A 26783-nucleotide genomic window follows, 5' to 3' on the forward strand; every position below is an offset into this window, starting at 1 on the left:
ACCCGATCAGCATAAACTTGTGCATCACGCATAGTCAAAATTTATAAATACGATAAAATTAATTTATATGAAATTGACAGACCTTGAGTACTTCAATAAGTTAGTGGATTTAGCTTCTTTCTCAAAGACGGCCGCTTTTTTCAATGTCAGCCAGCCGACGATTTCCTATGCAGTTCAACGTTTGGAACATGAATTTCAGCAGAATTTAATCATCCGCAGCCGTTCTCATGGCAGAGTTCAATTGACAAAGGCTGGCCAATTGCTGCAAATGCACGGTCAAAAAATTATGCAGGATATCCTGGCTGCTCATGAAGAAATCGATCGTCTGGCACTGCCGACATTAGAATTCGGCTTACCGCAGATCATTGGTAATTTTTACTTTCCGAAATTAATTAAGCATTTTATTAACAGTGCCATGTTTCAAAATATTTCCACCCATGAAGCGGGTTCAGGTCTGCTGTTAAAAGCACTGCAAAAACATCAATTGGATATGGCACTGCTGTCATCAATAGAAACTATCAGCATGCCCGGCTGCCAGACAGTCGAGATCGATCGGCGGCAATATAAGATCGTGGTTAATCGCCGACATCGGCTAGCCAAACAGAAAAAAGTCGCTTTTGCAGATTTAAAAGATGAAAATTTTGTTGCTTTAAAAGAAGGATTCGTCCATCCGATTGCTTTTCGTCGATTAGAAGAAAAATATCGCATTTTCCCGAAAATCATTTACGAATCACCGGATATCAATATTATTAAAAAAATGGTCGCAGGAAACGCTGGAATTGCTTTTCTAGCTGAAATTGCCGTCAGCCCAGCAGACAAATTAGCGACACTCGAGATCGCTGCAGACAAAACGCCAGAATTTATAATCAGTCTCGTTTACCGCAAAGATTTGCAAATGGAAGAGATTGATCATTTTGCTCACGAATTAAAAAAAGAAGTTACAAAAACCCGCTGAATTGAGAATAGCGGGTTTTTAATTTATTTCGTTGCATTGAATGTTTGCGTCAGCCATTGGTCATAAGCAGGAATCCAGCCGTGACGATAACCATATCCATGAGGGATGCCTTGTAGGACTCGGCTTTGGGCTGGAACGCCCGCCTGCCTTAGGGCTCGGATATTGGCCTGGAATTCATCGACAAAGGGATCTTCAGTTCCATAGCAGAAATAGGTCGGCGGCAATTGACCGCGGCGCAATTCATTGACATTGCGAGAAGCGATACTCAGCTGACCATAAAAGGAATAGATCATACCATCAGCAGCGACGTCAATCGGAATGCGGTCCAGGCTGTCGGGCTGGTATCGTTTATCTAAAGCCTGGCCCGTGACTGTGCTATCATAATTCAACAGCATTTCACCGGCTAAAATACCACCGGCTGAGAATCCCATGACAGCAATGTTCTTTTTCGGAAAACCGTAAACATCGGACTGTGAACTAACATAGCGGACACCGCGGGCCAAATCCAAGGCACCTTCCTGCTGTGTATATGGCAGCACACGATAATTCACGACAAAACTCACATAGCCTCTTTTGGCCAGTTCTTCGGCGACCGGATAGCCTTCATTGACATTGCTGCGAAATTGAAAAGTACCGCCAGCACAAATTAAAACGGCGCCTTTGATTTTTGTGCCTCTTGCTACTGGAAAACTAATCATGTTCGGCCGGAAATTAGCACCGTCATCATTGCCGCCAGCGGCTTTATAATCCGTCTGTGTGGGCACATTATTTTTCTGCCAGAGATCAAAGGTCTGATGACCATGCGCATCGGCTTTCAAAGTTGGCGACACGACACCAGCCAATGGTGCTTTAGGCCTGCCTTTGTCTGTGCTCGATTCGCCTGAATTTCGAGGGTTTGGATTCTGAGCAGCCGAATTTTGATTGCCTGTAGAGCTTTGACTCGCCTGATTTTTTGATGCAGGAGTCCAAAATGGCCGTAAAAGAAAATAACCAATAGCCGCAATCACGACGAGAGCAGATAATGCGATAATCCATCGATTTTTTTTCAAAAAAATCACCTCTTTTGATTGGGAGCCAGCTGCCGTTCCCAAAAAGCCAAAGCTGAATTCTGCCAGCCCTCGGCACTAGTCCCGATTCCTAAAGCAAAACCATGTTCCAATCGCGGAAAATGATGAAATTCAGCTATCACACCGGCCTTTTTCAGATTATTGATGCGTTGGCGCATGATCGCCGGTGGGACAATCGCATCATCATCGCCCACTACGGCATAAGTTGGCGGATCAGTCCGACGAAATTCACTGCGCGACGTATATTGCATGATTACAGCTGCCGGCCGGCTTTTGAAATCAGCACCAAAGGTATCCGGCCCATAACTGGCAATATCTGCAGCCATTCTAGCGCCAGCTGAAGCGCCCCAGACTGAATAATTTCTTAGGGAGACTTGCAGCTGTTTCTCATTGCAGGAAATAAAAGCCAGTCCGGCAGCAAAATCTTCCGCAGCTTTTTGCTCGCTGCCAAGACGATATTGGACGCTAAAAGCACTAGCATTGTAGCCCTTTTCACTCAATGCTAGTGCTAGAGGCATACTTTCATGAATCGCACCGACATATTCAAAACCACCGCCGGGGCTAATAACAGCTGTAGGCGCGTTTTTCCGGCCACGAAAGAAAAATAAGCCGCTATTGCGTTTTTCGGGATCTTTTCTCATTTCGGCTTCCGAATAGATCGGATAAAAGACCTTTTCCTGCCGCTGAGGTGACTGAATCAAATCATTCACGACACGCACGGTCGGGGCTGTGTCGATATGGCTGTGATAAGGCAGTAGCGGCTGAATATCATCCAAACGCATGTCACGATCCGGCAGCTGCTGATTAATTGGGAAAATGAATTCTGCAAAATCTTTAAAAGCCGGCAGGCCGATCACATCACGCACGGCCGTCTGTCCAGTAACCAATTGACCCTTTTTTAAAGAACTGACAGGTAATTTCAAACGTCTTTGACTAGATGCTGCCTGGTCAGCTGGTGCTTGCTGATTAGATCGTAAATTGATTGTGATAACCATCGCTGTCAGACCAAGAATGGCAATGACAATAAAGGCATATATTGCGTGTTGATACTTTTGCATGCGGGATCTCCTAAGGTCTTTGAATTGGAAAGGCTGTTTGGCGGCGAATCGCAAACAAATCTAATCTGGGTCATAATAGATGGTGTGTAATAAACGAACTTTAAGTGAGCACAATCGATCGAGAAAAAATGAGCTTATCTAAAAAAATCAAAGATCTTTTGCACAATCAGCCACCCAAGACTGAAAATCAAGACGATCCGGCAGCAGCAATCTCAGGCGACGGCCTAGTCCGTTTTCACTTACTTTTTTCTGGCCGTGTTCAACAAGTAGGCTTTCGCTACGAAGCCCAGCAGTTGGCGATCACCCTGAAGCTGACCGGCTGGGTGAAAAATTTATTTAACGGCCAAGTCGAAATGGAAATTCAAGGCCAGCCTGAAAAAATTGAGTCATTGATCAATCAGTTGTCGACCGTTGGCTGGATCAGAATTGATAGCGTTGAACGCCAGCAATTACCCGTCGACAGGCAGGAAAAACAGTTTATCGTAACGGGCTAACTGCGGCTGTCTTATGAGATAATTTGTTCATGAAAAGAGGCAGTTATGCGTGTGAGAAAAAGTATCGAATGCTGGTTATACGAAAGCAAGTTCAACAAGTTTCTGCTGCTTCATATTCGGAATCCGAAAGATGATTTTTGGCAGCCAATTACTGGCGGGATTGAAGCGGGCGAGACAGGCGTTCAAGCAGCAATTCGTGAGATTAAAGAAGAAACCACGATTAATGTACAACAGGAATCTTTCACATTTATTGGTAAACAATATGTCCCTATTGATGACGGCTTGGCCATTGATAAACAACTCTTTTTTTGTCGGGCTAATAATAAGGATACAAGCACCCAAGTCTCTGACGAACACGTCGGCTACAAATGGGTTGATCCAAAAAATGCAGCAAACTGGTTAACCTGGCCGAACAACAAAGAAAGTCTCATCAAAGCACTAGCACTTATTTAGCACTCGCCTTTCGGCTCAGACGCCGGAAAAACAAGTGTATCTTGGCACGCAGATGCTGGTAGGCCTGGTATGTGTGTCGCGAACGTTCTAGTTGTTTGTAACGGCGCGGATTTTTTTTATAAAACTGCTGGTGAAAGTTTTCTGCTGGCCAAAAAGTGCCGGCCGGTTCAATCGCAGTGACAATCGGCTGATCATACAGGCCCGACTGAGTCAATGCTGTTTTAGAGGCTTGTGCGATCTGTCTTTGTTTGGCATCGCGAACAAAAATGACTGGCCGGTAATTGTCCCCACGGTCAGCAAACTGCCCCAAAGCATCCGTCGGATCCGTCAGCTGCCAATAAAGCGCCACGAGATCTTCATAATGAACAATCCGTGTGTCAAAAATGATTTCCACAGCTTCAACGTGCCCAGTTCCGCCTTGCAAGACTTCTTCATAACTGGGATTTTGCGTGCGCCCGCCCGTATATCCTGACAAAACCAACAGAATACCCGGCTTATTTTCAAAGGGCTCGACCATACACCAGAAACAGCCGCCGGCAAAAATGGCCCGGTCGACATAGTCCGGGTCTTTTTCATAATGCCTAGACAAATCAAATTTCGCTTCACTACTGGCATTGTTCGTAAGTTTTAAATAAAAATCGGACAGGTCAGCCGTTAAATTATTGCGGGCCGCCAAGGGACGAAGCTGATATTCTAGATCAGACAAAACTCCCTTTAAAGGATGGCCAGTTTCAGCTGCCTTTTTAGCTGTCAAAAGCTGTTTGCGCTCCCAGTCACGTGTGGCTGGATTTAAAATCAGGTTATAAATGTCATTCAGGATGTCTTCAGGATCGTTTGTCATCTGGAGCACCGCCTTTTCGCTGAGGATGAAATCAACTTCTGTCTTCATTATAAGGCGACGGCTGCCGACACGATTATCATAGAGATTATGGAGAAGCAGGAAAACATGGAAATCACGAAACTCATCACAGAATCTAGGAATCCCAACAGTATGCACATCGACCGTATGCCGACAATTGATCTGGTTAAGACCATCAACGCTGAAGATGCTAAAATCGCCAAAGCCGTAGCCAAACAATCCCAGCAGCTTGCCCAAGCCATTGATGCAGCCAGCAGTCGTTTTAATCAAGGCGGCAGGCTGATTTATTGTGGGGCCGGCACTTCTGGGCGTCTAGGTGTCTTAGATGCCGTTGAACTACTGCCGACTTATGGCCTGGATCCTAAACGCGCAATCGCTTTGATGGCTGGTGGACAATCAGCTATGTACCGCGCCGTCGAAGGTGCTGAGGACTCAGCCGATCTGGCTGCAAAAGATCTGGCTGCCTTGCATTTATCTGCCAAAGATACGATCATTTCACTAGCAGCCAGCGGGCGGACGCCTTATGCGATCGCAGCCGTTCGTTTTGCCAAACAAGCAGCAGCCTTAACAATCGCCGTGACCTGTGTAGCAGACAGTGAACTCAGCCAATATGCCGACATCACGATCGCGGCCGTGACTGGGCCAGAAGTTGTCACAGGATCGACGCGCATGAAGGCCGGAACAGCAGAAAAAATGATTCTGAATACATTATCGACGGGCATCATGATCAAAGCCGGCAAAGTCTATGAAAATCTCATGATTGATTTATTGGCAACAAACGCTAAATTGGTCGAGCGCGCAATCAATATCATCCACATCACCAGCGGCTGTGACTTAACAACAGCCCAAAACATTTTCCAACAGGCCAAGCATCAACTGCCGCAAGCTATCATCATGGCTAAAACAAAATCCGGTTATCAGGCTGCCGAAAAATTGCTGCAGGCTCACGCTGGCAATGTTACGGCGGCTATCGCAGATTGGCAGGCTGAAAATGATGCAGAATAGTCAGGCGATCGCCGACTTAATGCGTGGCGCGATTGCCGATCAAGCTGTGTATGGTGTTTCCTACGCCCTAATTGGCAAGAACGAAAACGAATCCCATTTTCTGGGCTTTCAAGGAGAAAATGCTGATGCTATCCCGATCGAAGCCGGCATGCGTTATGACTTGGCTTCTTTGACAAAAGTTGTCGGCACAAGCAGCCGGATTTTGCAGCTGCTGACTGCTGGCAAACTGCGTTTACAAGACCCAATCGGCCGTTTTATCAGCGGCTTGGGCAAACCCGAAATCACAATCAGACAGTTATTACAGCATCGTAGCGGTTTGCGAGCCGACATTGCTCATGTCTGGGATTTTGACCGCGGCAGCTTAATTAAAGCCGTCAAACAAATGCCGCAACTGTGCCCGGCTGATACAAAAACTATTTACTCGGATCTGAACTTTATGCTACTCGGCTGGCTAATTGCTAAAATTGACGGTGACTTATCACAAAGTCTGCAGGAGCATCTTTTTAAACCTTTGGACATGACAGATACAGGCTATAATCCCGACCAACACAATCTGGCAAATATCGTTCCGACTGAATACCAAGCCCAGCGCGGCGGTATCATTCGCGGTGTTGTTCATGATGGAAAAGCTCGTTTATTAGATGGCGTCAGCGGACATGCCGGCCTGTTTTCAACGATCAAAGATCTAACACATTTTTCACAAATGTATCTTCATGACGGCCAATACCAGGGCCAGCAAATCTTACCAGCAAGTGCTTTTCAGCTTCTGTCTGATAACGTGGCAGGGGGCCGGACACTTGGCTGGCGCTGCTGGTCGCAACCAGCTGGATTAAAATTGTGGCACACGGGTTTTACTGGCACCTCAATAGCGCTGGATTTGGCCAATCAAAGGGCCTTTATCTGTTTGACCAATCGCGTTTACCCAACCAGAGAAAACAAGCGCTGGCTCAGCTGGCGTTTAATGGCGATTCATGCTTTTTACGGCCAATCCGCGATGCAAATACAATGACAAAAAACGAGCCTTTTGACTCGTTTTTCATTTATTCTTATTCTTCATCTTCGTCATCATCGACATTTGCAAGCTGCGCTTTGACATCGACAATCCCATCTTTGCTCATGCTCAGCAGCTGGTCAAAATGCAGTGTGCCGCCCAGCAATTGCTGATTGGCAAATTCGATGACCATCGGCAGATTCATCCCCGTGACCACATTTAGCTGAGGATAGACAGCCAGCAATTTACTTGTGACATTAGCCGGCGTGCCGCCCAACAAATCCAGTGCAACGACAATATCAGAATCAGCCGCATCTTTTTTAATCACCGCTTCAATCTGCGCCTGCAGTGTATCCGGACTCATACCCGACTGCAGGCTCAGCGCCGTGACACCTGCCACTTTGCCGACAATCATTTCTGCACTTTGCAGCAAGGCCTGAGACAAAGGACCGTGACTGACTAAAATTAACTTCATTGAACCTCCTTGTTTACATTAAGCAGCTTTGCCCAAAAGACCCAATGCCGAGCAGACAACGGCCACAATAATCACAATAAAAATCGCACGCGTTGACGTCATGCGTTTGCGGCCCAACATCCAGTATATAAGCCAAACAGCCAAACCAGGAATCAGTTTTGGCATAATCATATCCAAATGATCCTGCAGATTGATGGTCATCTTTCCGATATGAGCAACAAAGGGAATATTAACATTAATCAGGCTGGCGACCAAAGCACCTACAACATAGACACCCAGCAAAGTGGCCGCATTAGTCAAAGCATTCATCTGCCCTTGCAGCTTGGTCACAAGGGTAATACCGCCTTTATAAGCGAAAGCCAGCTGACGCCAGCGGAAATACATAATTGCTAAATTCACAGCCAGCCAGATAAACAGGCCTGACGCGTTACCTTGGACAGCCATATTCGCAGCGATGGCACCAATGATCGCCGGAATCAAAGAAGCAAAAATCGTATCGCCAATTGCAGCCGTCGGACCCATGAGCCCGTTTTTCAAACCAGCGACAGTGGCTAGAGAATTAACACCCTCTTTTTCTTCCAAGGCCAGATCAACACCTTGAATCATCGTATTCAGATAAGGATTCGTATTGAAAAACTGATCCTGCACACGCATGGCTTGTTTTAACTCCGGCGTATGATCACCATATAATTTACGCAGCTGCGGCAGCATGATAAACAAATAACCGGAACCCTGCATCTTTTCATAGTTCCAGCCTAACTGGTTCATGAAAAGATTTCGCCGGTTCATCTGCCGGAAGTCTTTTTTGGTTAACTTGTAATTAGTCTTCGTCGCCATTGATCTCACCATCCCCATCATCATTTTTAGGTGCAGCTGCTGTGCTATGAGAGGCCGGCAGTTTGCCCACCTCTTGTTTGTAAGCATTCAAAGCCAAGGCAAAACCAATCAAGGAAATGGCTACCATCGGCATGGCACTGAAACTGTTCGTAAAGCCCTTGGCAACAGATGCAAGGCCTGTGCCCAAAGACTGAATATTTGTGAAGACTGTGCTCAAAAGTGCTGTTAACGTAAAGCCCAAAATCAAATAGGCAAAATGTTTTTTAACCGGCAGATAACGCAGCAGAATCGCAAAACCAACAGCTGGCAATAAAGCGCCCGCCGTTGCCAGACCATTACTGAGCCAGACCATCTGTGTATTCAGCACTTTCACAATTTGTGCAACCAGTCCGCCGCCGAATTGTAAAGCAATAAAGACTGGGATACCGCGGGACAAAGCCCAAGGAATCGTGCCATAAAGATAGTTACGTTCAAAACCGCGATAGTTTTCCTCTTCGATCATTTTGTCGACCCGGTGCTGGAAGAAGGTGTTTGTAAAACGTCCTAAGACATCGGTCTCAATCATTAAAGAAGCTACCGGCACACCAATTGCGGCGACGGCCGTTTGGGCATTCATACCGGAACTAATTGAAAAAGCCGTGGCCAAAATCGTGCCAGAATTAGCATCGATTTTAGAGGCACCGCCAAATGTCCCAACACCCAAAACAGTCAGCTGCAAAGAACCACCGATGATCAGGCCTTGAGTCATGTTGCCCATTATGGCTCCAGTAATTAATCCGGCCCAGACTGGCTGTGCCAGAGAGGAAATAAAGGTCAGATCATCAATAATTTGATACATTGAATAAATCGTTAACAGGATTACCTGCCAAAGCAAAATTTGCCCACTCATGCTACTACTCTCTCCCTTATCTTACTTGACTAAATTTGTGTAACAGCTGCATCAAATCCAGCAATGGATCACTCGGCACCATTTGGACTGTCAGATTGACGCCTTTATCATGCAGTGCCATAAAAGCGTCAACATCTTCCTGCAGAACGTTAATTGATTTGGTCAGCGGACGCGTCCCCTCCGACTCGGACATATTGCCGACATTGACATCTGTAATCGCCACGCCAGCTGCAAGCAGATTGACAATCACTTGCGGTTTACGAGCTAGGATAAACACGCGCTGACTGTCATACCGTCCCTTCAGGATATGATCAATCGCTTTTTCCTCATTTAAAATACTTAAGTTAACACCAGCTGGCCGAGCCAACTTAATCGCCGCTTTTTCAATTTCTGAATCGGCTGTTGCATTGTCAATGACCATGATCCGAGTAGGCTTGATCACACTCGTCCACATATTAGCCACTTGTCCATGTAACAAGCGCCCATCAATTCTCACCGCTGCAATTGCCATACTTACACCTTCCATCTAAAATCAGCTTCCCGGCTGATCCCTGTTCTCCTAGGTACATGCCCGAATTTTAGCCTACCTGGCCGGTAAATCCTGAATGATTGTTAGTAAAACTAACATTGGTCTATATAGTTCACACAAGAAAATCACTGGCAAAAAAGCGGTCAAGTTTAATTCGATATAATCAAGTTGTCACCAGCTTCTACTAGCAGATTGAGGCCATCCAGTATGATTATTAAAATCCCGAAAAGATTAAAAAAAGGGCTGGATTTGTTTATCCATTATTTTCAGCAGGCCGATATTTCAAACAACGCCATCGTCTTAGCTTATTACCTGCTCTTATCTTTGCCGCCGCTTCTTTTGGTCTTAGGCAATCTATTGGCCTATCTGCAGGTGAGAAACGCGGACGCCATCAGCTACATCCTGCAAGTAACGCCGGCCGGCATGTCGGGCTATCTCAAACCCATCATCAGCTCTTTTCTCAATCAAGGCAGTAACGAAAGCTTATCTTTGGGCATTTTAATAGCCGTCTGGTCGGCTTCCGGCATGATCGCCACATTACGAAGCTGCTTTAACAAAATCTATCAGCCGAAAAAGCAAGAGAATCCGCTGCTATCACGAGCACTATCTTTTCTGCTGCTGGTCTTGGCTTTGCTGGCATTTGCGAGCCTGCTGACTTTGATCATTTTTGGCCAATACTTGTTAGACTTACTAAAAATTGACTGGCAGCATGCCTCCTTTTGGCTTTTAGAAATCGTTCAAGCCAAGAATCTGCTGGCCTTTGCTGGCTTTTTTGTCCTATTGTGTTCTCTATATTATTTCGTGCCCGAGACAAGGCCTAAAGCCAAATATGTCTGGTTAGGTGCCTTGTTTACCGATTGCTGCTGGTTCATGATGGCCGCGCTTTTTCAAAATTATGTGGCATTATTCGCTCATGGCATTTCTTCTTATCAGACGATCGGTACCTTTATTATTCTCATGTTCTGGTTAAACTTTTCCAGTCTTTTTCTGCTGTTAGGAGCTGTGATTAATGCCTGCTATCAAGCCTACTTTGAGCCGGGACGGCCAAGAAACAGCCAAGTCAAACGATCGTAAGATTTATATATTATAATTAAATTATTATCAGACTATTTTGTAGGTAGAGTTTCACTTTTCACGCCATCGACAGGAGGTGACGACCTATGAATCTGAAAAGAATGTCGCTTTTATTACTCACGCTTTTTTGTGTCATCTCAATTGCTGTTTTAGAATTTGCCAATTACGGCTCGACCAGCAATAGCCATACGATTGAATTTTTCAATCAAAAACCCGAGGTCACGAGCGGCTATCAAGAGCTGGCTCGTTTATACGAGAAGACACATCCCAATATTAAGGTGAAAATTACGACCGTGGGAAACGGCAGTGGCGCTTCGGCTTTACAAGCCAAGTTTGTTTCCGGGGATGCCCCTGATATTGTGATGCTGGGCGGCTTGCCGGAAATTGACCGTTATCATAACCGCCTGCTAAATTTGGACAATCTGCCCATTCAAAAGAAAATTGTCCCGTCCTTAAAAAGCGGCGGCCGGATATACGGCCACAGCCTTGGCGTCGCTGTTGATATTGAAGGCTACGGTTGGGCATATAACAAAGCCGTATTCAAAAAAGCCGGCATCGATGCCGGTCGGATCGAGGACTATGCCAGTTTCAAAGCAGCAGTTGAAAAATTAAATGCCCAGAAAAAAGCACTCGGCCTCTCTGGTGTTTTTGGTTTTAACGGTGCTGACACAAGTTCAATCACATCATTTTCAGCACAGTTTTTGTCCCAGTCTTATCACAATAATCTGACAAAAGCCTACCGCAGCCAGCACTTAAACTGGCGTTATAGCAAGCGAATGGCAGACTATGTTGATTTGGTCAAACGCTATAATGTCAAGCCGATTTTGTCAGTTCGATATGACGCTTCTGTCCAAGATTTGTTTTTTCATGGCAAAGTAGCCATGATTCCGCAGGGAAACTGGATTATTCCGACTTTGGACGAGGCCCAAAAAGGTTTTTCGGCGAAAAATCTTGGCATGCTGCCTTATTTCGTCAAAGGCCAGGGACAAATTATGACCGGATCCTCTTGGTATTTAGGTATCACCAACGAACATCCGCAGCGGGAAAAGGATGCCAAGGATTTTCTTCAATGGCTTTATAATTCACCCGAAAGTGAAAAAGTGATTGTCCAGCAGATGCGCTATGTCCCGCCAACAATCAATTTTGATCTGAATAAATTACCAGATCCGCTTTCAAAAGAAATTTATCGGATCGGTACTGGCAAACATGCGCAAGTTCCCGTGCACAAACAGTTTCCCAACGGCTTTAATCAAGAAGCTATCGGTCCAAACATGCAGCGTTATTTTGCAAATAAGATCAGCTGGCAGCAGTTCGTACAACGCACTGAATCACAGTATTATCAGCTGCGGCAGATCCAAGGAGGCAAGTAAATGTTTCAGAAAAAATATTATTACTGGCTTTTTGTCCTTCCCAGCCTGCTTCTCATTAGCATCATTATTCTAATCCCCTTTTTAATCGGCATCTATTACTCTTTTACAAATTCCAACGGTATCACAGCTTCATGGATTGGCTTGAAAAATTACTTTCTGCTATTCAGCGATGCCAATTTCCTGCAGAGCTGCTGGCTGACCTTCCTATTTTCACTTTTGTCAGTCGCCGGTATCAATGTGATTGCGCTTAGTTTCGCGCTCCTCGTCACTCGTCAGGATAATCGTTTCACTAAATTTCTACGAACAATCTTCTTCATTCCGAACCTGATCGGCGGCATCCTGCTGGGATTTATCTGGCAATTTATCTTTATTCAGGTCTTTGGTGCTCTTGGCAGTCAGCTGCATCTCTCCTTTTTTAGCGGCTGGCTAAGCACGCCTGAGAGCGGCCTTTGGGGTCTGGTCATTCTCTTCTGGTGGCAGATGAGCGGTTATATCATGCTGATTTATGTTGCTTTTCTCAATGCAATTCCGCGCAGCACGATCGAATCGGCAAAACTAGACGGCGCCAACGAAGGCCAGATCTTCTGGTGGATCAAACTGCCGCAGCTGGCCCCGGCCTTCACGATCAGTCTTTTCTTAACGCTGGCAAACTCTTTTAAACTCTACGAGCAAAACCTGGCCTTAACTAACGGCGGCCCTTACCGGTCAACGGAAATGATTGCGATGAATATTTACAACACGGCATTTGTCAACTACCAGCAAGGTTACGCGCAGGCAGCCGGTATTCTGCTCTTTATCTTCGTGGCGTTGATTTCCTTTGGCCAGCTTTACTTCTCCAGAAAGGGGGAACACCAAAATGAAAGCTAAAGTTGTTAAAAACATTACCTGGATTATCAGCATCCTGTTGGCATTAATCTGGTTATATCCTTTCGTGATCGTGTTCATCAATTCGCTGAAAACAAAATCAGACTTGTTCAGCAATCCATTGATGTTGTCCTGGCCGACTTTCGGCAACTACACTGAGGCCTTCCGCTCTTTGAACTATGTCCAAAGTTTTTTCAATTCGGTTTTAATCACGGTCACGAGTGTGTTGCTGATTACACTGCTGGCTTCGATGACAGCCTATGCTTTGGCTCGAACACACGGTAAAATCAGCTCAATCATTTACTACCTTTGTGCGGCAACAATGCTGATTCCTTTTCAGTCGATTATGATTCCGCTGATTTCCATTTTCGGGCGAATCGACTTTTTGAACCGGATCAGCCTAATCCTTATGAATACAGGATTAGCTTTGAGTTTATCGATTATTTTGTATTACGGAGCCTTTCTAGGCGTCCCAACAAGTATTGACGAGGCAGCCATGATTGATGGCGCTAATACGGTCAAAGCTTTCTTTTCAGTCATTCTGCCGTCTGTCTCACCAATGACTGGAACCGTTGTCATCTTGAATGCCATGAAAATATGGAACGACTATCTGCTGCCATCGCTCGTGATTAACAAAGACGGCATGTACACAATTCCGCTGCGTATGTATTTCTTCTTCGGTGAAAACAATAGTAACTGGCAGTTGGCGCTAGCAGGACTCGTGCTGGCAATTATTCCAATCATTATTCTCTTTATTCTGCTGCAGAAACAGATTATGCAAAGTGCCACCGAAGGGGCAATCAAATAATCGCTTAATCGCCAATGACAACTTTTGTGTTAAAAGGAACATTTTCATAGAACCATTTGGCGTCAGATACAGTTAGACGAATGCAGCCATGAGAGGCTGGATGACCCAGTTTCTCAGCTTCGGCCACATTGTAACTTTTATCAGCACTTGTCGGCACACTATGAAAAAGATAAACACCATGATCTTTAAAAGAGACCCAATAATTAGCACCTTCATTTAAGGATGGATTGAAAAAAGAAGGCCCGCGTTCAGCCTGAATATAAAAAGTTCCTGTCGGTGTCGTATTATCCAAGCCTGATGAACAATACATCGTATAGAGAATTCGGCCGGTTTGCGATTTAATATAAACACGCTGTGCCTTCAAAGAAACCTGCACCCAAGTGCCGGGGTTTTCCGAGAAAACAGGGTAAGCCTTCTTTTCAGACGCGGCCTGCCAATCAATTTTGACAGGAAGTGCTTTTTTGACCGGTGTCCTGCTGCCGGATGCAGCGGTCTGACTCTTCTGTGACTGTGATAGCAGGGACGAACTTTGACCCTGAGTCCTTGCCGCATGCGGACGAACCACAAAAAAGAGTGTAAAAAAAGCCGCTAATAATATAACCAAAGCAGATAATACAATTAGTTTTCTTCTTGCCATTACAAAGTTAATTCTAGCCTAGTTGCTGATTCAAAATAGACAGGCGTGCCAGTTTTAAAGGAATATTAACGTAGATAACGCTGTTTTAATTCAGCCAAACTATCCTGATTCAAACCGATTATCTGTGTGAGATAGGCTTGCAGACTGCCAGCCACCTCATTCATTGCTGCAAAAGCGTTGGCAAGATAATCTGGGTCTGTCATGATAAAATGTTTGGCATTATCGATATCAGCCGCCGAAGCCCCTTGGCGAACCATTTTGGCCAACTCAGCTTCATTTTCAGGCTGATTAAATTGATCAGTTAACGCATAATCCCGAAAAACTGTCTCTTTATCAACACCAACTGCAGATAGAAAAAGTGCCGAGGCCAAGCCAGTGCGATCCTTACCCTTTGTACAATGAAATAACAAAGCGCCTTGACGGTCATCCAACAAATAGTGAAAGAAAGCCTGCAGTGTCTGCTGAGAAAATTCATCGACCACCATATTGCGATAAGTGGCCATCATCCGTTCATAGGCAAAACCGAATTCATGTGCCTGGTGCTGAAAGTCATTGGCATCAGCCGTGGAATTGGTTGTATCCTCGTTTAACAAAGGCAGTTCAATCTCTTCAATTGACTCCGAGTAGGCATCTGGATCATTCAAACGTTCGTCTAGGCTTCTAAAATCAATCACGCGTGCAATCTTATGATGCTTAAGTACTTTTAGATCATGAGTTGAAAAATCGGCCATTTTGGCGCCACGAAAAAGACGACCCCAGCGGACCTGTCGATTGTCAACCGTCGAATAGCCGCCCAGATCCCGAAAGTTGCTGCCACCTTTGATGTTTAAAATACGTTTCTCGAACATATCACCTCAAAAAGAAAAAACCGCTATCGCGATTTAATTATTTTGTGCCGAATAAACGATCTCCGGCATCACCCAATCCTGGTACGATGTAGCCTTTATCGTTCAAATGATCATCTAGTGCTGCTGCAAAAATATCAACATCCGGATCAGCCGCTTGGACAGCTTTGACACCCTCGGGTGCCGCAACCAGAACCATTAATTTAATATAACGAGCACCACGCTTTTTTAAAGCCGCGATCGCATCTTTAGCCGACCCACCTGTCGCCAGCATCGGATCAACCACGATGACTTCACGTTTCTCAATATCTTCAGGCAGCTTGATAAAGTATTCATGCGGCTCCAGTGTTTTCTCATCTCGATACATACCGATATGACCGATGCGAGCTGCTGGAATTAATTTGACAACACCATCGACCATACCTAATCCCGCACGCAGAATCGGCACAACCGCCACTTTTTTTCCTGTTAACTGCTTGACGATCGTGTGTGCGACCGGCGTGTCAATCTCGACATCTTCCAGCTGCATATCACGACTGACTTCATAGGCCATCAAAGTGGCAATTTCGTTGACCAGCTCGCGAAAATCTTTTGTGCTCGTATTCTTGTCACGCAAAATCCTCAATTTGTGCTGAATCAACGGATGATCAATAACTGTAAATTTAGACATTTTAGAACCCTTATCTATCCTATCATTCCAAATGAAAATGTTGGCCGCCAGCTGACTTTTCCAAACGATTCATGTAAGCTTCGCCGATGCCTTTTTTCGCTAGACCTTGGACATAGATTCTCTGGATACTGTCACGGTCGTCAAAAGCGCGCAAGGCAGAAAACAATTCCTCAGCAGCTGAATTAGCATCCTTTCCTAATGACCAGCTTCGTTCTTTTGGAAGATCGAACTTCGCTAATATGTCCGTTAAAGCCAAGACTGCATCACTGGATTTCAGCACGGTTTTTAGTTGTTCGGCATCTTCAGCCTGAAAAATAACCACGTCTTTGCTTGGCGCATAATGACGGTATTTCATGCCGGGTGCTTTTGGCGCAACGCCCTTAGCAACTGTAATTGGTGAGCTAGGGTCGATGACTTTTTGGCCAATCACTGCCGCAATTTCATCAGCTGTGACTGCACCAGGACGTAAAATCGTGGCATCAGGGACTGATAAATCGACAATCGTTGACTCAACACCGATTTGCGAAGGGCCATCATCAATCACAGCATCAATTCGGCCGGCCATGTCATGCATGACATGTGCAGCTGTTGTCGTTGAGGGCTTCGTTGACAAGTTGGCAGATGGGCCAACGATCGGATTGTTAAAAAGACTGATCAGATTTCTCGTCACTTGGCTTTTAGGATTACGAAATGCGGCTGTTGGCAAACCGGCCGTGACATTACTTGGCAGAATTTCATCATCAAGTAAAGGCAGAATCAAAGTCAAAGAACCCGGCCAGAAATGCGCAATCAGTTTCTCAGCCCGCTGATCTAGTTTGGCAAAACGACGCAGCATCTGGTCGTCAGAAACGGTCACGATTAAAGGATTGTCATGAGGCCTTTTTTTGGCTGCAAAAACTTTATCAACTGGCTCGGACTTTGTCGCATCAGCACCAATGCCGTAGACTGTCTCAGTAGGAAAGGCTACCACGCCCCCTTTTGCCAAAATATCAGCCGCGCGCTGAATATCTTGATCATTCGTATGTAATAGTAATGTCACTTCAATTCCTCCATGCAATAAAACGATTAAGGCCAGCCATATCTTGAAAGACTTCCGGCTGGGCCTTGGGAAAACTAGCTTGAATTAGTTTGGAAATCGCCGGCCCTTGGGCATCATCCATTTCAAAAATAGCATATCCGTCCTTTTTTAAATGGCTAACCATTTCCGGGATTAAGCGGCGGTAAATAGTCAAACCATCTTCTCCAGCAAAGAGCGCCTGATGAGGCTCATAATCCAATACCTGCTTGTCGACACTGTCAGCGCCTTGCGAAATATAGGGCGGGTTAGAAACGATCAAATCAAATTGGCCGGTGACATTGTCCAATAAATCAGATAAAACAAATTTCACATTGGAAGCTGAGAGATTTTGTGCGTTTTCCCTGGCCAAATTTAAGGCTTTCCTGCTGATATCAACTGCTAGCACTTTTTCCGCTTTTAACTCCAAAGCCAGTGTAATGGCGATATTACCGCTGCCCGTGCCGACATCTAAAATAGAAAAATCCTTCTCCAAAGGCAGCAGAACCGCATCTTTCACATGATCAATCAGTTCGGCCGTCTCGACTTCCGGAATCAAAACTCGCGAATCAACTTTAAAATGACGCCCGTAAAAATTTGCAAAACCCAACACGTATTGAACCGGTTTACCCAAGACAACCTGCTGGAAATCTGACCTTAACTGTTGTTCTTTGTCGTCCGGGATTTCATCTGAAAATTTCAGGAGCAGCTCGGTATTATTTAAGTTTAATTCACCACGCAAAAAAAGATCGATTGTTTCAAAATCAATCGACGTCTTAAAAAAATCATTTCTTATTTTGCGTAAAGTCGTCATGTTCCCTATTATAGTTAAATCATTTCCTCGAGCTGCTTTGTCTGGTCAGCAATAATCAGAGCGTCGATGATTTCTTCTAAATCACCATTCATAACACGATCTAATTTATTCAAAGTAAAATTGATGCGATGATCCGTCACACGGTTTTGCGGAAAATTATAAGTCCTGATGCGTTGAGAACGATCGCCGTTACCAATTTTAGTCCTTCTTTGCTGATCATAGAGCTCACGATTTTCTTGAGAAAAATGATCGTAAACACGCGAACGCAGAATCTGCCAAGCTTTAGCCCGGTTCTGCTGCTGAGAACGCTGCTCCTGCATTTCCACTTTGATACCCGTCGGCAAATGCACCAGTCGAACGGCCGAACTCGTCTTATTGATATGCTGGCCGCCGGCTCCCGAAGAGCGATAGACATCTTCGCGCACATCTTTAGGGTCAATTAAATCGTCACTATCAATATCTTCAAATTCCGGCATCACTCCGACTGTGGCCGTACTCGTATGAACACGTCCCTGCGTTTCCGTAACGGGGACACGTTGGACACGATGGGCACCGGATTCGAATTTGAGCTTGCTATAAACTTTCTCACCGGAAATATTGGCTACGACTTCTTTAAAACCACCAGCTTCGCCAGGCGTCTGATCAACAATTTCAAACTGCCAATTCTGAGACTGCGAGTAGCGTGCATACATGTTCAACAAATCGCCGGCGAACAAATTAGCTTCATCCCCGCCTGCGGCACCCCGGATTTCAATAATAATGTTTTTATCATCATTGGGATCCTTTGGAATCATCATCAGTTTCAGTTCGTCAGCCAGTTTTTCTTGGGCGGGTTCTAGTATAGCCAATTCCGTTTTGGCTAAATCAGACATCTCCTTATCAGCCAAAAGTTTTTTATCGTCTGCGATTTCCTGGGCATTTTTTTTGTACTGCTGATAGCTTTCGGCAATCGGCGTGATCTCGCCTAATTCCTTGGCATATTTTGTGTATTTATTACTGTCGGCCGTGACTTCCGGATCTGCCAGCAGTTCGTTTAATTCGTCAAAACGATCAACAACCTTTTCTATTTGGGCAAAAAATTTATCCATCTCTTCTAGTATACGTGCTCGCTTTTAAAAATTTCAGTCACAACATTTCCTTATCCAATAACAAAAAACCAGTCGTCACGGCTGGCTGATTTGTTTAAAATTTCCGAAAACGCGCATAGCGCTGATCAACTAATTTTGCAGCTGGCATCGCAAATAATTCTTTAAATTCGGTGACTAACTGCTGTTTTAAAGCTGTGATATCCAACGGTTCAGCAATAATCTGGTCGACAATCCCATCATCCAGCAAAGCCTTGGGCGTCAGACCCATTAATTCAGCCGCTTCCGCAGAGCGCTTAGCATCTTTCCATAAAATTGAGGCAAAGCCTTCCGGAGATAAGACCGAATATTCACTATGTGCTGTCATCCACACCTGGTCAGCACTAGCCAGCGCTAAAGCGCCACCACTGCCGCCTTCTCCAAAGATCAAAGCAATCACAGGTACTTTTAAAGACATCATGGTCGCGATACATGAAGCAATGGCTTCGCCTTGCCCGCCTTTTTCAGCATCGACACCTGGAAAAGCACCCGGCGTATTGATCAAAGTTAAGACAGGCCGGCTAAAACGTTCAGCCTGTTTCATCAGGCGAATCGCTTTGCGGTAGCCCCAAGGTTCTGGACTGCCAAAATGTGTAGCCAGACGATCTTTGACCTCAATCCCTTTTTGCGTGGCAATCAATGTGATTGGCTGATCGGATAGACGCCCAATACCAGCAATAATGGCCGGATCATCACCGCTATGACGGTCACCATGGAATTCGTGAAAGTCTGTCAGCAGCTGGTCAATGAACTTTCGACTGTCGCTTTTTCCATCACTGCGGGCCTGTTTGACAACTTCGGCGGCAGAAATGGCTTTCTCTTCTGTCATATCGCTGCCCCCCATATACGCTGTTGATTTAAAGCCAGCAGAGATTCAAGTTCCTGAGTTAAATTCTGGCGCGGGACGATTTCATCGACAAAACCGTTTTCCTGCAGTTTTTCAACACTTTGAAAGTCGTCCGGCAATTTACCACCCGTTGTCTGTTCGATCACACGCCGGCCTGCAAAGGCTACCAGTGCCTTAGGTTCGGCTAGTGTAATGTCGGCTTCCATAGCAAAACTCGCCGTCACGCCGCCAGTGGTCGGATCAGTTAAAACGACAATGTATAATAATCCCGCCTCGGCGTGACGGCTAACAGCTGCCGTAATTTTAGCCATCTGCATCAAGGAATGAATCCCCTCCTGCATCCGCGCACCGCCAGAAGCAGTAAATAGAATAACCGGCAGTTTCTGTTCAGTGGCTCGTTCAAAAAGTCGTGCTAGTTTTTCTCCGGTCGCTTGGCCTAGACTGCCCATCACAAAAAAAGGATCCATGATACCGACTGCAGCCAAATACTTGTTCAAACGAGCGCGCCCAGTCCAGACACTTTCGTTTAACTTGGTAGCTTTTCTGGCCTTAGACAATTTTTCCTGATAGCCGGGAAATGACAAAGGATCGGAGCTGACAACATCTTCATCCCATTCAGTCACGTCATTGGACAAGATTTTCAATCGTTTCCTAGCTGGAATCCGAAAAGCATAACCACAATCAGGACAAATTTCCATGCTGCCTAGACGCCGATAATAAAAACGCCCGTGACATTTCGGACATTCACGTATGATCCCTGAAGGAATCTGTGATGAGTATGTATGCAGCAGCTTATCGGTCTGCTGTTTTGAGAAACTTGTTAATCGGTCGAACCAAGTCATGAAGCCTCCTTCTCAGTAAATTTTTGTTTCCAAAAAGGCAAAAACTCTTTTTCGATATAATCGGTTGTCGAGCTGTCCTGAACAACTGCCGGGGCATGCATTAAATCACGCTGATAATCAAGATTTGTTTTAACACCCTCGATCGACATTTCAGCCAGCATACGATCCATAATTGATAATGCTTCTGGTCGGTCTTTTCCGTGAGCAATCAGCTTAGCGATCATCGAATCATAGAAAGGCGGAATTCTGCTGCCAGAATCCACGCCAGAATCAATGCGCGCACCTGGGCAGCCCAATGGAAAATGAATCTTCTTAATCAGGCCGGCTTGCGGCATAAAATGATGCCGCGGATCTTCAGCGTTAATCCGGCACTCAATCGCACTGCCATCAATATGAATATCCTTTTGCTGCAAACGTAAGGCCTCTCCGGCCGCAACGTGAATCTGCATTTTCACAAGATCAAGTCCTGTTACCATTTCTGTGACCGGGTGTTCCACTTGAAGACGCGTATTCATTTCCATAAAGTAGAAATGATGCTGGCTGTCCATTAGAAATTCAAAAGTACCTGTGTTCAAATAATCAATCTCATTCGCAGCTTTAGCCGCTTGAGCTAATAAAGCCTGGCGTTCTTGTGTATTAATTAAAGAACAAGGACTTTCTTCAACCATTTTCTGGTGTTCACGCTGTAAGGAACAATCACGCTCCGGAAAAGCCAGTACGTGGCCAAAAGCATCGCGCATGATTTGTACTTCAATATGTTTCGGGTTTTCGATCACTTTTTCCAAATACATACTGTCATCATCAAAAGAAAGCTTTGTCTCGTGTTGGGCATCAGCAAACTTCTGACGAAGATCCTCTGCACTGTTGATCACACGAATACCCTTGCCGCCGCCGCCAGCCGCCGCCTTTAACATGACTGGATAACCGATCTCATCTGCAACCTGTAAAGCCGCATCGACAGATGTAACAGCTTCTTCACTGCCTGGGATGACCGAAATACCATGTTTTTTCATCGTATCGCGAGCATTGGATTTGTTACCCATTAACTCAATTGTGTCAGCTTTAGGACCAATGAAAACCAAACCGCACTCTTCACAAATGCGCGCAAACTCAACATTTTCAGATAGAAAACCGAACCCTGGATGAATGGCATCAGCACCTGAAAGGACAGCTGCACTGACGATATTTTGAATATTCAAATAAGAATCCGCCGGTTGCGGACCGCCGATGCAGACAGCAATGTCGGCCAGCTGAACATAAAGACTGTCGCGATCAGCTGTTGAATAGACCGCAACAGATTCTATTTTCATTTCACGAAGTGCTCGAATAATTCGAACTGCTATCTCGCCACGGTTGGCAATCAAGACCCGTTTAAACATCATGTTTACCTCACCCAATCAGAAAAAGTAAATCCGCTGAACAAGCCTTTTCCCCATCAACGGTCGCAAGTGCATGAGCGCTGCCGATATTTTCCTTCAATTTGTCCAAAGTAACTTCTAACTTTAACACATCGCCAGGGCGGACCATACGGCGGAACTTAACTTTATCAACACCGCCAAAATAAGGTGTCTTGCCGGCAAAACGATCCATTTTAAGCAGGGCAATTGCACCAGCTTGTGCTAAAGATTCAACAATCAAAACACCAGGCATAACTGGGTTTCCAGGAAAATGACCCTGAAAAAATTCTTCATTGATCGTGACGTTTTTCTGTGCTGTAATGCTTTCTCCAGGAACTAATTCCAAGACTTTATCAACCAGCAGCATCGGATAACGGTGCGGTAACACAGCTTGAATTTCTTCAGCTGTCATTTCAATTTTATCTGTCATTTTCCTACCTCTGTTTTTACTTTGATCAAGGGCTGATCGTAATCAACCATTGATTCATTATCAATAAGAATTTCTGCAATTTGGCCAGCGACCTGGCTCTTAATTTCCGTCATCATCTTCATGGCCTCAATCACACAAACCACATCACCGACTTTCACCTGATCGCCAACTTTCACATAACTTTGAGCTTCTGGGTTGGGCTGCAGATAAGCCACGCCGACTAAAGGTGATTTAATTGTTTGAAAATTATCCTCAGATTCCGCGGCGGTTGTTTTTGGTACTTCTTCTACGGCCTGAGCAGCATTATCAGCTGCTGAAACTGGTGTATCCGAAGCCTTCAACTGCGAAGTATCTGCTGTTGCAGGCACACTGTGATTGGCAGTCTTATTTTTAGATAAATAAAGATGTACGCCATCAACCGTCAAGTCAAATTCACGGATACTGCTTTGATCTACCTGTTCGATTAAAGCTTTAATCGCTTTTTCGTCCACTTTTAATCACTCCATCTCTTTAATGCGAGCACCGCATTGTGCCCGCCAAAACCAAATGAATTGCTCAAAGCATAATCTGCTTGTGTCTGCTTATTGGCTTCATTGACCAATTGAACTGGACATTCTGGATCTTGTTCAGTGATACCGACGTTAACTGGCAGCTGGCCGTCTGATAATGCACGAGCAGTCGCAATTGCCTCGATCGCACCGGCTGCACCAAGTAAATGGCCAGTCATCGATTTGGTACTGCTGACCAAAACATGACTATCGCTGCCAAATAATTGATTAATTGCAGCAGCTTCTGCTGAATCATTACCTTTTGTAGCAGTACCGTGTGCATTAATATATCCGACTTGTGTTTTGTCTATGCCAGCTTCTTCAATAGCAAGCTTCATCGCGCGAGCGGCTTGCGTACCCGCTGGATCTGGGCTGGTAATATGATAAGCATCTTCTGTCGCACCATAGCCGACCAATTCGCCTAAGATCTTCGCACCGCGTGCACGGGCATGTTCTAAGGATTCTAAAATCAAAGTACCAGCACCTTCACCCATGACAAAGCCGTTTCGGGCTGTATCAAAAGGCAGAGAGGCTTTGGTTGGATCTGTGGATTTTGACAAAGTAGATAAAGCAGCGAAACCACTGATACCGATTTCGTTGACTGAAGCTTCTGATCCGCCTGTCAGCATGATATCCGCGCGTCCAGCTTGAATTGTCCGAAAAGCTTCTCCAATAGCATTGGCACCCGATGAGCAAGCAGTGACAATGGTCATACAAATACCCTTAGCACCAAAACGGATTGCCAAATTGCCAGCGGCCATGTTCGCAATAGAAGTCGGAACAAACATCGGCGATACGCGATCGTCTCCAAGATCATGCATGCGGATCACTTGATCTTGAATCGTTGTTAATCCACCAATACCAGAACCATAAATGACACCAAAGCGTTCGTCATCGACGGTTTTTTCATCCAAGCCAGCTTGTTCATAGGCTTCTAAAGCAGAATAAAGTGCTAATTGAGAAAAACGGTCCATTCTGCGCAAATCTTTTTTAGTCAAACGCTGTAAAGGGTCGAAACCATCTGTTTCACCAGCCAAGGTAACCCCTGTTGCACTTGAATCAAAAGCCGAAATAGGACGAAAACCAACTTTTTCCTGTCTCAATCCCTCGATAAATTCATCGGTCGAGTTTCCCAAGGGCGTTACTGCCCCCATTCCTGTGATTACTACTCGTGTCATACATTTCCTCCATCGTGAAATTAAAATCAGACCATAGCCAGACCGCCATCAACTGTGATGACTTGACCTGTCACATAATCGTTTTCCGCTAAAAAGACGGCCGTTTGAGCCACTTCATCGGGCTGGCCAAAATGGCCTAGCGGAATTTCGGATTTTAATTTTTCTTGTGTTTTTTCAGATAAAACAGCCACCATATCTGTATCAATCATGCCAGGTGTAATCGCGTTGCAGCGCACATTTCTGCGGGCCGCTTCTCTGGCAATCGTCTTTGTCATGCCAATCAAGCCGGCTTTACTGGCTGCATAATTGACCTGGCCAACATTGCCTATTAAGGCAACGACACTGGAAATATTAATAATACAGCCGCTGCGGGCACGATACATGGCTTTTAAAGCAGGCTGTGTGACGTTAAAACTGCCAATCAGATTAGTCTCAATCGGCGCCTTAAAGTCTTCCAAAGTCATGCGATTAGCCAGCATATCGCGTGTGATGCCGGCATTGTTCACCAAGATGTCCAATTGACCAAAATGTGCAAGTGCCTGAGCAACCATCTCCTGTGCTTCAGAAGCATCCGCCACATCACCCGTCACAGCAAACACGCGCTGCGAATCAGTAAATTCAGCTAATACTTGTTCCGGAATAGTTTTGCGTCCGTTTAAAACAACTCGGCATCCGGCTTGATAAAAAGCTTTGGATATTGCCAGCCCGATACCGCGTGTACTTCCAGTAACCAAAACTGTTTTATTTTGTAAATCCATGCAAGAAAATCCTCCGAATATCAGTTTGAGACCGCTGCTAATGCTTCATCCAATGATTGCGCATCACTAACAGCCTGATAACTGTCGAGTTTGATTGTTTTTTTAGCGAAGCTCACCAAAGAATGGCCAGGACCTAATTCAATCACCTGAGTCACACCTTGACGCTGCAATTCTAGTAAGCAATCTGTAAAACGGGTCGATGACACCATCTGCCGGCTTAACGTCTCTTTGATTGTGCCTGCTTGAAAAGCTTGACCTGTCGTGTTACTGATCACATTGATCGCCATTGGCCTAAAATCAGTTTCAGCTAATTCCTGAACAAATTGGTCGTTAGCCGTTGCCATTAAAGGTGTATGAAAAGCACCGCTGACCGGTAAATCGACGATCCGCTTGATACCGGCTTCCGTTAATTTCGAAACCGCTGCCGCCACAGCTTGTGTCTGACCGCCTATCACCGTCTGCTTGGGAAAATTATAATTAGCCGGCTGAACAATCTGATTGGTCTGCTGCGAAATTTCTCGGCAGACGCGTTCAATTAAATCAGTATCAGTACTCATAACAGCTGCCATAGCACCAGGAAAAGCTTCACTAGCTTGCTGCATTAATTCAGCACGTTTTTGAATCAGACGAAAAGCAGCGTCCCATTCTAATGCACCGGCCGCTGCCAAGGCGCTATACTCTCCCAAACTCAAGCCAACTAAAGCTTGTGCCGCGGGCAATTGATTAGAGATAACGCGGTACAAGGCTGTACTCAGCGTAAAGATAGCAGGTTGTGCAAAACGCGTTTGTTCTAAACGTACATCTCCGGTCTGCCACATTTGCCAAAAATCAATACCAGAAATCTCTGCAGCTTTTTGAAACACTTTAGAAAAAACTGGAAAACTTTCATATAATCGGCTGTCCAAAGGGGCAATTTTGCCGCCTTGTCCGCTAAACAAATAAGCTAACTTAATTTTCTTGCCCTCCGAGCAGTGCCGCTGCCTGGTCAGTAACTTCCTGCAAAATTTCAGCAACCGGTTGTATTTTATTGACCAATCCAGAAATTTCACCAGCCATGTAAGATCCTTGTTCCGGATCGCCGGTCTGTACGGCGCGCCTTAGGCTACCGTTACCGAGTTCCTCAACTGCCGCATAATCAGGATCGTTTTTTTGTGCTTCGATCTTTTCATCACGGATAAAGCGCACAGCCATTTTATTTTTCAGCACGCGCGCCGGATGACCGATATATTTACCAGTCACGAGTGTGTCAATGTCTTTAGCTTTTAAAACAGCCTCTTTATAAAGAGGATGAATGTGACATTCTTCGGCTACGAGAAAACGCGTGCCCATCTGGACGCCTTGGGCACCCAGCATCATGGAAGCTGCCAAACCACGGCCGTCGCCAATACCGCCCGCAGCGATCACAGGAATATCAACTGCATCAACAACCTGCGGTACCAGAGCCATGGTCGTCATTCGGCCGATATGCCCACCGGATTCCATACCTTCAGCAATTACAGCATCAACACCTTCACGTGCCATAATCCGAGCCATGCCAGTTGAAGGCACAACAGGGATCACCCGAATACCAGCTTGTTGAAAAGCAGCTAAATATTCAGAAGGATTGCCAGCACCAGTCGTTACCAAAGCAATTGAATCTTTTTCTGCCAAAATGACTTTAATGACTTCCTTAACATGTGGAGAAAGCAGCATCACATTAATACCAAAAGGACGCTTGGTTAAAGATTTAGCAATCTCAATTTCACGTTGGACGACATCAGCCGGTGCATGACCGGAACCAATAATTCCCATGCCGCCGGCGTTAGAAACAGCAGCTGCCAGTTTCCCATCTGCCACCCAAGCCATGCCGCCCTGAAAAATCGGATAACGTAAACCGAGTGATTTGAAAAACGGACTTAATAATTCCATCGG

General features: G+C 45.4%; 31 protein-coding genes. 9 read left to right on the forward strand and 22 right to left on the reverse strand.

The window, feature by feature from the left end; genetic code table 11:
- The first annotated feature begins 67 nt into the window (after positions 1 to 67).
- Entirely contained in the window at positions 68 to 955 is an 888-nt protein-coding gene (locus ABF487_RS01130) for a LysR family transcriptional regulator (RefSeq protein ID WP_415634260.1), read from the forward strand.
- A 23-nt stretch (positions 956 to 978) separates the two neighbouring features.
- Here ABF487_RS01130 and ABF487_RS01135 read toward each other — a convergent pair whose 3' ends face one another.
- Positions 979 to 2004 carry an alpha/beta hydrolase fold domain-containing protein gene (locus ABF487_RS01135; protein ID WP_415634261.1) on the reverse strand — a complete coding sequence of 342 codons (1026 nt, stop codon included), beginning with the start codon at positions 2002 to 2004 and terminating at the stop codon, positions 979 to 981.
- Between the two features lie 5 nt (positions 2005 to 2009).
- A complete protein-coding gene (locus ABF487_RS01140) occupies positions 2010 to 3080 on the reverse strand; it encodes an alpha/beta hydrolase (protein ID WP_415634262.1) in 1071 nt (356 codons plus the stop codon).
- A gap of 128 nt (positions 3081 to 3208) precedes the next feature.
- On the opposite strand from ABF487_RS01140, the gene ABF487_RS01145 reads away from it, so the two are divergent.
- Together ABF487_RS01145 and ABF487_RS01150 are read left to right on the forward strand one after the other, a co-directional pair.
- Positions 3209 to 3574 carry an acylphosphatase gene (locus ABF487_RS01145; RefSeq protein ID WP_263779523.1) on the forward strand — a complete coding sequence of 122 codons (366 nt, stop codon included), beginning with the start codon at positions 3209 to 3211 and terminating at the stop codon, positions 3572 to 3574.
- Between the two features lie 45 nt (positions 3575 to 3619).
- A complete protein-coding gene (locus ABF487_RS01150; protein WP_415634263.1) occupies positions 3620 to 4027 on the forward strand; it encodes an NUDIX hydrolase in 408 nt (135 codons plus the stop codon).
- Here the strand turns inward: ABF487_RS01150 and msrA are convergent.
- A complete protein-coding gene (gene msrA, locus ABF487_RS01155) occupies positions 4020 to 4868 on the reverse strand; it encodes a peptide-methionine (S)-S-oxide reductase MsrA (RefSeq protein WP_415634264.1) in 849 nt (282 codons plus the stop codon). The genes ABF487_RS01150 and msrA overlap by 8 nt on opposite strands.
- 105 nt (positions 4869 to 4973) lie before the next feature.
- Here msrA and murQ point away from each other — a divergent pair, with 105 nt between their 5' ends.
- Both murQ and ABF487_RS01165 read left to right on the forward strand, forming a co-directional pair.
- Positions 4974 to 5891, forward strand: coding sequence for an N-acetylmuramic acid 6-phosphate etherase (gene murQ / locus ABF487_RS01160; protein WP_415634371.1), 918 nt, complete (start codon positions 4974 to 4976; stop codon positions 5889 to 5891).
- Positions 5878 to 6900, forward strand: coding sequence for a serine hydrolase domain-containing protein (locus ABF487_RS01165; RefSeq protein WP_415634265.1), 1023 nt, complete (start codon positions 5878 to 5880; stop codon positions 6898 to 6900). The genes murQ and ABF487_RS01165 overlap by 14 nt, the downstream gene beginning before the upstream one ends.
- Positions 6901 to 6937: 37 nt before the next feature.
- Here the strand turns inward: ABF487_RS01165 and ABF487_RS01170 are convergent, their stop codons facing one another.
- From ABF487_RS01170 to ABF487_RS01185, 4 genes are read right to left on the reverse strand one after another with little or no spacing between them, the layout of a single operon-like run.
- On the reverse strand, positions 6938 to 7357 hold the full coding sequence (locus tag ABF487_RS01170; RefSeq protein WP_415634266.1) for a PTS sugar transporter subunit IIA: 420 nt from the start codon (positions 7355 to 7357) through the stop codon (positions 6938 to 6940).
- An 18-nt stretch (positions 7358 to 7375) separates the two neighbouring features.
- A complete protein-coding gene (locus tag ABF487_RS01175; protein ID WP_007744400.1) occupies positions 7376 to 8194 on the reverse strand; it encodes a PTS system mannose/fructose/sorbose family transporter subunit IID in 819 nt (272 codons plus the stop codon).
- Positions 8178 to 9083, reverse strand: coding sequence for a PTS mannose/fructose/sorbose/N-acetylgalactosamine transporter subunit IIC (locus ABF487_RS01180; RefSeq protein ID WP_007744401.1), 906 nt, complete (start codon positions 9081 to 9083; stop codon positions 8178 to 8180). Before ABF487_RS01180 ends, ABF487_RS01175 begins: the two co-directional genes overlap by 17 nt.
- 16 nt (positions 9084 to 9099) lie before the next feature.
- A complete protein-coding gene (locus ABF487_RS01185; RefSeq protein ID WP_007744402.1) occupies positions 9100 to 9594 on the reverse strand; it encodes a PTS system mannose/fructose/N-acetylgalactosamine-transporter subunit IIB in 495 nt (164 codons plus the stop codon).
- 225 nt (positions 9595 to 9819) lie between these two features.
- On the opposite strand from ABF487_RS01185, the gene ABF487_RS01190 reads away from it, so the two are divergent.
- The 4 genes from ABF487_RS01190 to ABF487_RS01205 all read left to right on the forward strand — a co-directional run bounded on the left by ABF487_RS01190 (position 9820) and on the right by ABF487_RS01205 (position 13728).
- Complete coding sequence (locus ABF487_RS01190; protein ID WP_007744403.1) at positions 9820 to 10686, forward strand: YihY/virulence factor BrkB family protein; 867 nt, start codon at positions 9820 to 9822, stop codon at positions 10684 to 10686.
- A gap of 86 nt (positions 10687 to 10772) precedes the next feature.
- Complete coding sequence (locus tag ABF487_RS01195; RefSeq protein WP_415634267.1) at positions 10773 to 12056, forward strand: ABC transporter substrate-binding protein; 1284 nt, start codon at positions 10773 to 10775, stop codon at positions 12054 to 12056.
- Positions 12057 to 12923, forward strand: coding sequence for a carbohydrate ABC transporter permease (locus tag ABF487_RS01200; RefSeq protein ID WP_263779515.1), 867 nt, complete (start codon positions 12057 to 12059; stop codon positions 12921 to 12923).
- Positions 12913 to 13728 carry a carbohydrate ABC transporter permease gene (locus tag ABF487_RS01205; RefSeq protein WP_415634268.1) on the forward strand — a complete coding sequence of 272 codons (816 nt, stop codon included), beginning with the start codon at positions 12913 to 12915 and terminating at the stop codon, positions 13726 to 13728. The genes ABF487_RS01200 and ABF487_RS01205 overlap by 11 nt, the downstream gene beginning before the upstream one ends.
- A gap of 4 nt (positions 13729 to 13732) precedes the next feature.
- On the opposite strand, the gene ABF487_RS01210 is transcribed toward ABF487_RS01205, so the two are convergent.
- The 15 genes from ABF487_RS01210 to ABF487_RS01280 all read right to left on the reverse strand — a co-directional run bounded on the left by ABF487_RS01210 (position 13733) and on the right by ABF487_RS01280 (position 26780).
- Complete coding sequence (locus ABF487_RS01210) at positions 13733 to 14365, reverse strand: L,D-transpeptidase (RefSeq protein WP_415634269.1); 633 nt, start codon at positions 14363 to 14365, stop codon at positions 13733 to 13735.
- A gap of 65 nt (positions 14366 to 14430) precedes the next feature.
- Complete coding sequence (locus ABF487_RS01215; RefSeq protein WP_415634270.1) at positions 14431 to 15213, reverse strand: tyrosine-protein phosphatase; 783 nt, start codon at positions 15211 to 15213, stop codon at positions 14431 to 14433.
- Positions 15214 to 15250: 37 nt separating this feature from the next.
- Entirely contained in the window at positions 15251 to 15880 is a 630-nt protein-coding gene (gene upp, locus ABF487_RS01220) for a uracil phosphoribosyltransferase (RefSeq protein ID WP_263779510.1), read from the reverse strand.
- Between the two features lie 22 nt (positions 15881 to 15902).
- Positions 15903 to 16919 carry an L-threonylcarbamoyladenylate synthase gene (locus ABF487_RS01225; RefSeq protein WP_263779509.1) on the reverse strand — a complete coding sequence of 339 codons (1017 nt, stop codon included), beginning with the start codon at positions 16917 to 16919 and terminating at the stop codon, positions 15903 to 15905.
- Position 16920: 1 nt separating this feature from the next.
- Positions 16921 to 17748 carry a peptide chain release factor N(5)-glutamine methyltransferase gene (gene prmC, locus ABF487_RS01230; protein ID WP_415634271.1) on the reverse strand — a complete coding sequence of 276 codons (828 nt, stop codon included), beginning with the start codon at positions 17746 to 17748 and terminating at the stop codon, positions 16921 to 16923.
- A 14-nt stretch (positions 17749 to 17762) separates the two neighbouring features.
- On the reverse strand, positions 17763 to 18836 hold the full coding sequence (gene prfA, locus ABF487_RS01235) for a peptide chain release factor 1 (protein WP_263779506.1): 1074 nt from the start codon (positions 18834 to 18836) through the stop codon (positions 17763 to 17765).
- A 94-nt stretch (positions 18837 to 18930) separates the two neighbouring features.
- Entirely contained in the window at positions 18931 to 19701 is a 771-nt protein-coding gene (gene accA / locus ABF487_RS01240) for an acetyl-CoA carboxylase carboxyltransferase subunit alpha (RefSeq protein WP_263779505.1), read from the reverse strand.
- Positions 19698 to 20561 (reverse strand): acetyl-CoA carboxylase carboxyltransferase subunit beta, encoded by an 864-nt coding sequence (locus ABF487_RS01245; RefSeq protein ID WP_263779503.1) that lies wholly within the window; start codon positions 20559 to 20561, stop codon positions 19698 to 19700. Before ABF487_RS01245 ends, accA begins: the two co-directional genes overlap by 4 nt.
- Positions 20558 to 21940 (reverse strand): acetyl/propionyl/methylcrotonyl-CoA carboxylase subunit alpha, encoded by a 1383-nt coding sequence (locus ABF487_RS01250; RefSeq protein ID WP_263779722.1) that lies wholly within the window; start codon positions 21938 to 21940, stop codon positions 20558 to 20560. Before ABF487_RS01250 ends, ABF487_RS01245 begins: the two co-directional genes overlap by 4 nt.
- Before the next feature lie 10 nt (positions 21941 to 21950).
- Positions 21951 to 22388 carry a 3-hydroxyacyl-ACP dehydratase FabZ gene (gene fabZ, locus ABF487_RS01255; RefSeq protein ID WP_263779501.1) on the reverse strand — a complete coding sequence of 146 codons (438 nt, stop codon included), beginning with the start codon at positions 22386 to 22388 and terminating at the stop codon, positions 21951 to 21953.
- Complete coding sequence (gene accB, locus ABF487_RS01260; protein ID WP_263779500.1) at positions 22385 to 22879, reverse strand: acetyl-CoA carboxylase biotin carboxyl carrier protein; 495 nt, start codon at positions 22877 to 22879, stop codon at positions 22385 to 22387. The genes fabZ and accB overlap by 4 nt, the downstream gene beginning before the upstream one ends.
- 2 nt (positions 22880 to 22881) lie before the next feature.
- Entirely contained in the window at positions 22882 to 24114 is a 1233-nt protein-coding gene (fabF, locus tag ABF487_RS01265) for a beta-ketoacyl-ACP synthase II (RefSeq protein ID WP_263779498.1), read from the reverse strand.
- A 26-nt stretch (positions 24115 to 24140) separates the two neighbouring features.
- The gene (locus ABF487_RS01270; RefSeq protein ID WP_415634272.1) at positions 24141 to 24872 is read right to left on the reverse strand and encodes a 3-oxoacyl-ACP reductase family protein; all 732 of its coding nucleotides are present in this window, start codon (positions 24870 to 24872) and stop codon (positions 24141 to 24143) included.
- 20 nt (positions 24873 to 24892) lie between these two features.
- A complete protein-coding gene (locus ABF487_RS01275; protein ID WP_415634273.1) occupies positions 24893 to 25885 on the reverse strand; it encodes an ACP S-malonyltransferase in 993 nt (330 codons plus the stop codon).
- Positions 25821 to 26780 carry a nitronate monooxygenase gene (locus ABF487_RS01280; RefSeq protein ID WP_415624611.1) on the reverse strand — a complete coding sequence of 320 codons (960 nt, stop codon included), beginning with the start codon at positions 26778 to 26780 and terminating at the stop codon, positions 25821 to 25823. Before ABF487_RS01280 ends, ABF487_RS01275 begins: the two co-directional genes overlap by 65 nt.
- Between the last annotated feature and the right edge of the window lie 3 nt (positions 26781 to 26783).

Source organism: Oenococcus sp. (genome assembly GCF_047725585.1).
Classification (GTDB): domain Bacteria; phylum Bacillota; class Bacilli; order Lactobacillales; family Lactobacillaceae; genus Oenococcus; species Oenococcus kitaharae_A.

Excerpts from the sequence above, each read along its gene's own strand:
- ABF487_RS01130 (WP_415634260.1), top strand. The coding sequence starts at position 68 with ATGAAATTGACAGACCTTGAGTACTTCAATAAGTTAGTGGATTTAGCT.
- ABF487_RS01140 (WP_415634262.1), bottom strand. The coding sequence starts at position 3,080 with ATGCAAAAGTATCAACACGCAATATATGCCTTTATTGTCATTGCCATT.
- ABF487_RS01145 (WP_263779523.1), top strand. The coding sequence starts at position 3,209 with ATGAGCTTATCTAAAAAAATCAAAGATCTTTTGCACAATCAGCCACCC.
- ABF487_RS01150 (WP_415634263.1), top strand. The coding sequence starts at position 3,620 with ATGCGTGTGAGAAAAAGTATCGAATGCTGGTTATACGAAAGCAAGTTC.
- msrA (WP_415634264.1), bottom strand. The coding sequence starts at position 4,868 with ATGACAAACGATCCTGAAGACATCCTGAATGACATTTATAACCTGATT.
- murQ (WP_415634371.1), top strand. The coding sequence starts at position 4,974 with ATGGAAATCACGAAACTCATCACAGAATCTAGGAATCCCAACAGTATG.
- ABF487_RS01165 (WP_415634265.1), top strand. The coding sequence starts at position 5,878 with ATGATGCAGAATAGTCAGGCGATCGCCGACTTAATGCGTGGCGCGATT.
- ABF487_RS01170 (WP_415634266.1), bottom strand. The coding sequence starts at position 7,357 with ATGAAGTTAATTTTAGTCAGTCACGGTCCTTTGTCTCAGGCCTTGCTG.
- ABF487_RS01175 (WP_007744400.1), bottom strand. The coding sequence starts at position 8,194 with ATGGCGACGAAGACTAATTACAAGTTAACCAAAAAAGACTTCCGGCAG.
- ABF487_RS01180 (WP_007744401.1), bottom strand. The coding sequence starts at position 9,083 with ATGAGTGGGCAAATTTTGCTTTGGCAGGTAATCCTGTTAACGATTTAT.
- ABF487_RS01185 (WP_007744402.1), bottom strand. The coding sequence starts at position 9,594 with ATGGCAATTGCAGCGGTGAGAATTGATGGGCGCTTGTTACATGGACAA.
- ABF487_RS01190 (WP_007744403.1), top strand. The coding sequence starts at position 9,820 with ATGATTATTAAAATCCCGAAAAGATTAAAAAAAGGGCTGGATTTGTTT.
- ABF487_RS01195 (WP_415634267.1), top strand. The coding sequence starts at position 10,773 with ATGAATCTGAAAAGAATGTCGCTTTTATTACTCACGCTTTTTTGTGTC.
- ABF487_RS01200 (WP_263779515.1), top strand. The coding sequence starts at position 12,057 with ATGTTTCAGAAAAAATATTATTACTGGCTTTTTGTCCTTCCCAGCCTG.
- ABF487_RS01205 (WP_415634268.1), top strand. The coding sequence starts at position 12,913 with ATGAAAGCTAAAGTTGTTAAAAACATTACCTGGATTATCAGCATCCTG.
- ABF487_RS01210 (WP_415634269.1), bottom strand. The coding sequence starts at position 14,365 with ATGGCAAGAAGAAAACTAATTGTATTATCTGCTTTGGTTATATTATTA.
- ABF487_RS01215 (WP_415634270.1), bottom strand. The coding sequence starts at position 15,213 with ATGTTCGAGAAACGTATTTTAAACATCAAAGGTGGCAGCAACTTTCGG.
- upp (WP_263779510.1), bottom strand. The coding sequence starts at position 15,880 with ATGTCTAAATTTACAGTTATTGATCATCCGTTGATTCAGCACAAATTG.
- prmC (WP_415634271.1), bottom strand. The coding sequence starts at position 17,748 with ATGACGACTTTACGCAAAATAAGAAATGATTTTTTTAAGACGTCGATT.
- prfA (WP_263779506.1), bottom strand. The coding sequence starts at position 18,836 with ATGGATAAATTTTTTGCCCAAATAGAAAAGGTTGTTGATCGTTTTGAC.
- accA (WP_263779505.1), bottom strand. The coding sequence starts at position 19,701 with ATGACAGAAGAGAAAGCCATTTCTGCCGCCGAAGTTGTCAAACAGGCC.
- ABF487_RS01245 (WP_263779503.1), bottom strand. The coding sequence starts at position 20,561 with ATGACTTGGTTCGACCGATTAACAAGTTTCTCAAAACAGCAGACCGAT.
- ABF487_RS01250 (WP_263779722.1), bottom strand. The coding sequence starts at position 21,940 with ATGTTTAAACGGGTCTTGATTGCCAACCGTGGCGAGATAGCAGTTCGA.
- fabZ (WP_263779501.1), bottom strand. The coding sequence starts at position 22,388 with ATGACAGATAAAATTGAAATGACAGCTGAAGAAATTCAAGCTGTGTTA.
- fabF (WP_263779498.1), bottom strand. The coding sequence starts at position 24,114 with ATGACACGAGTAGTAATCACAGGAATGGGGGCAGTAACGCCCTTGGGA.
- ABF487_RS01270 (WP_415634272.1), bottom strand. The coding sequence starts at position 24,872 with ATGGATTTACAAAATAAAACAGTTTTGGTTACTGGAAGTACACGCGGT.
- ABF487_RS01280 (WP_415624611.1), bottom strand. The coding sequence starts at position 26,780 with ATGGAATTATTAAGTCCGTTTTTCAAATCACTCGGTTTACGTTATCCG.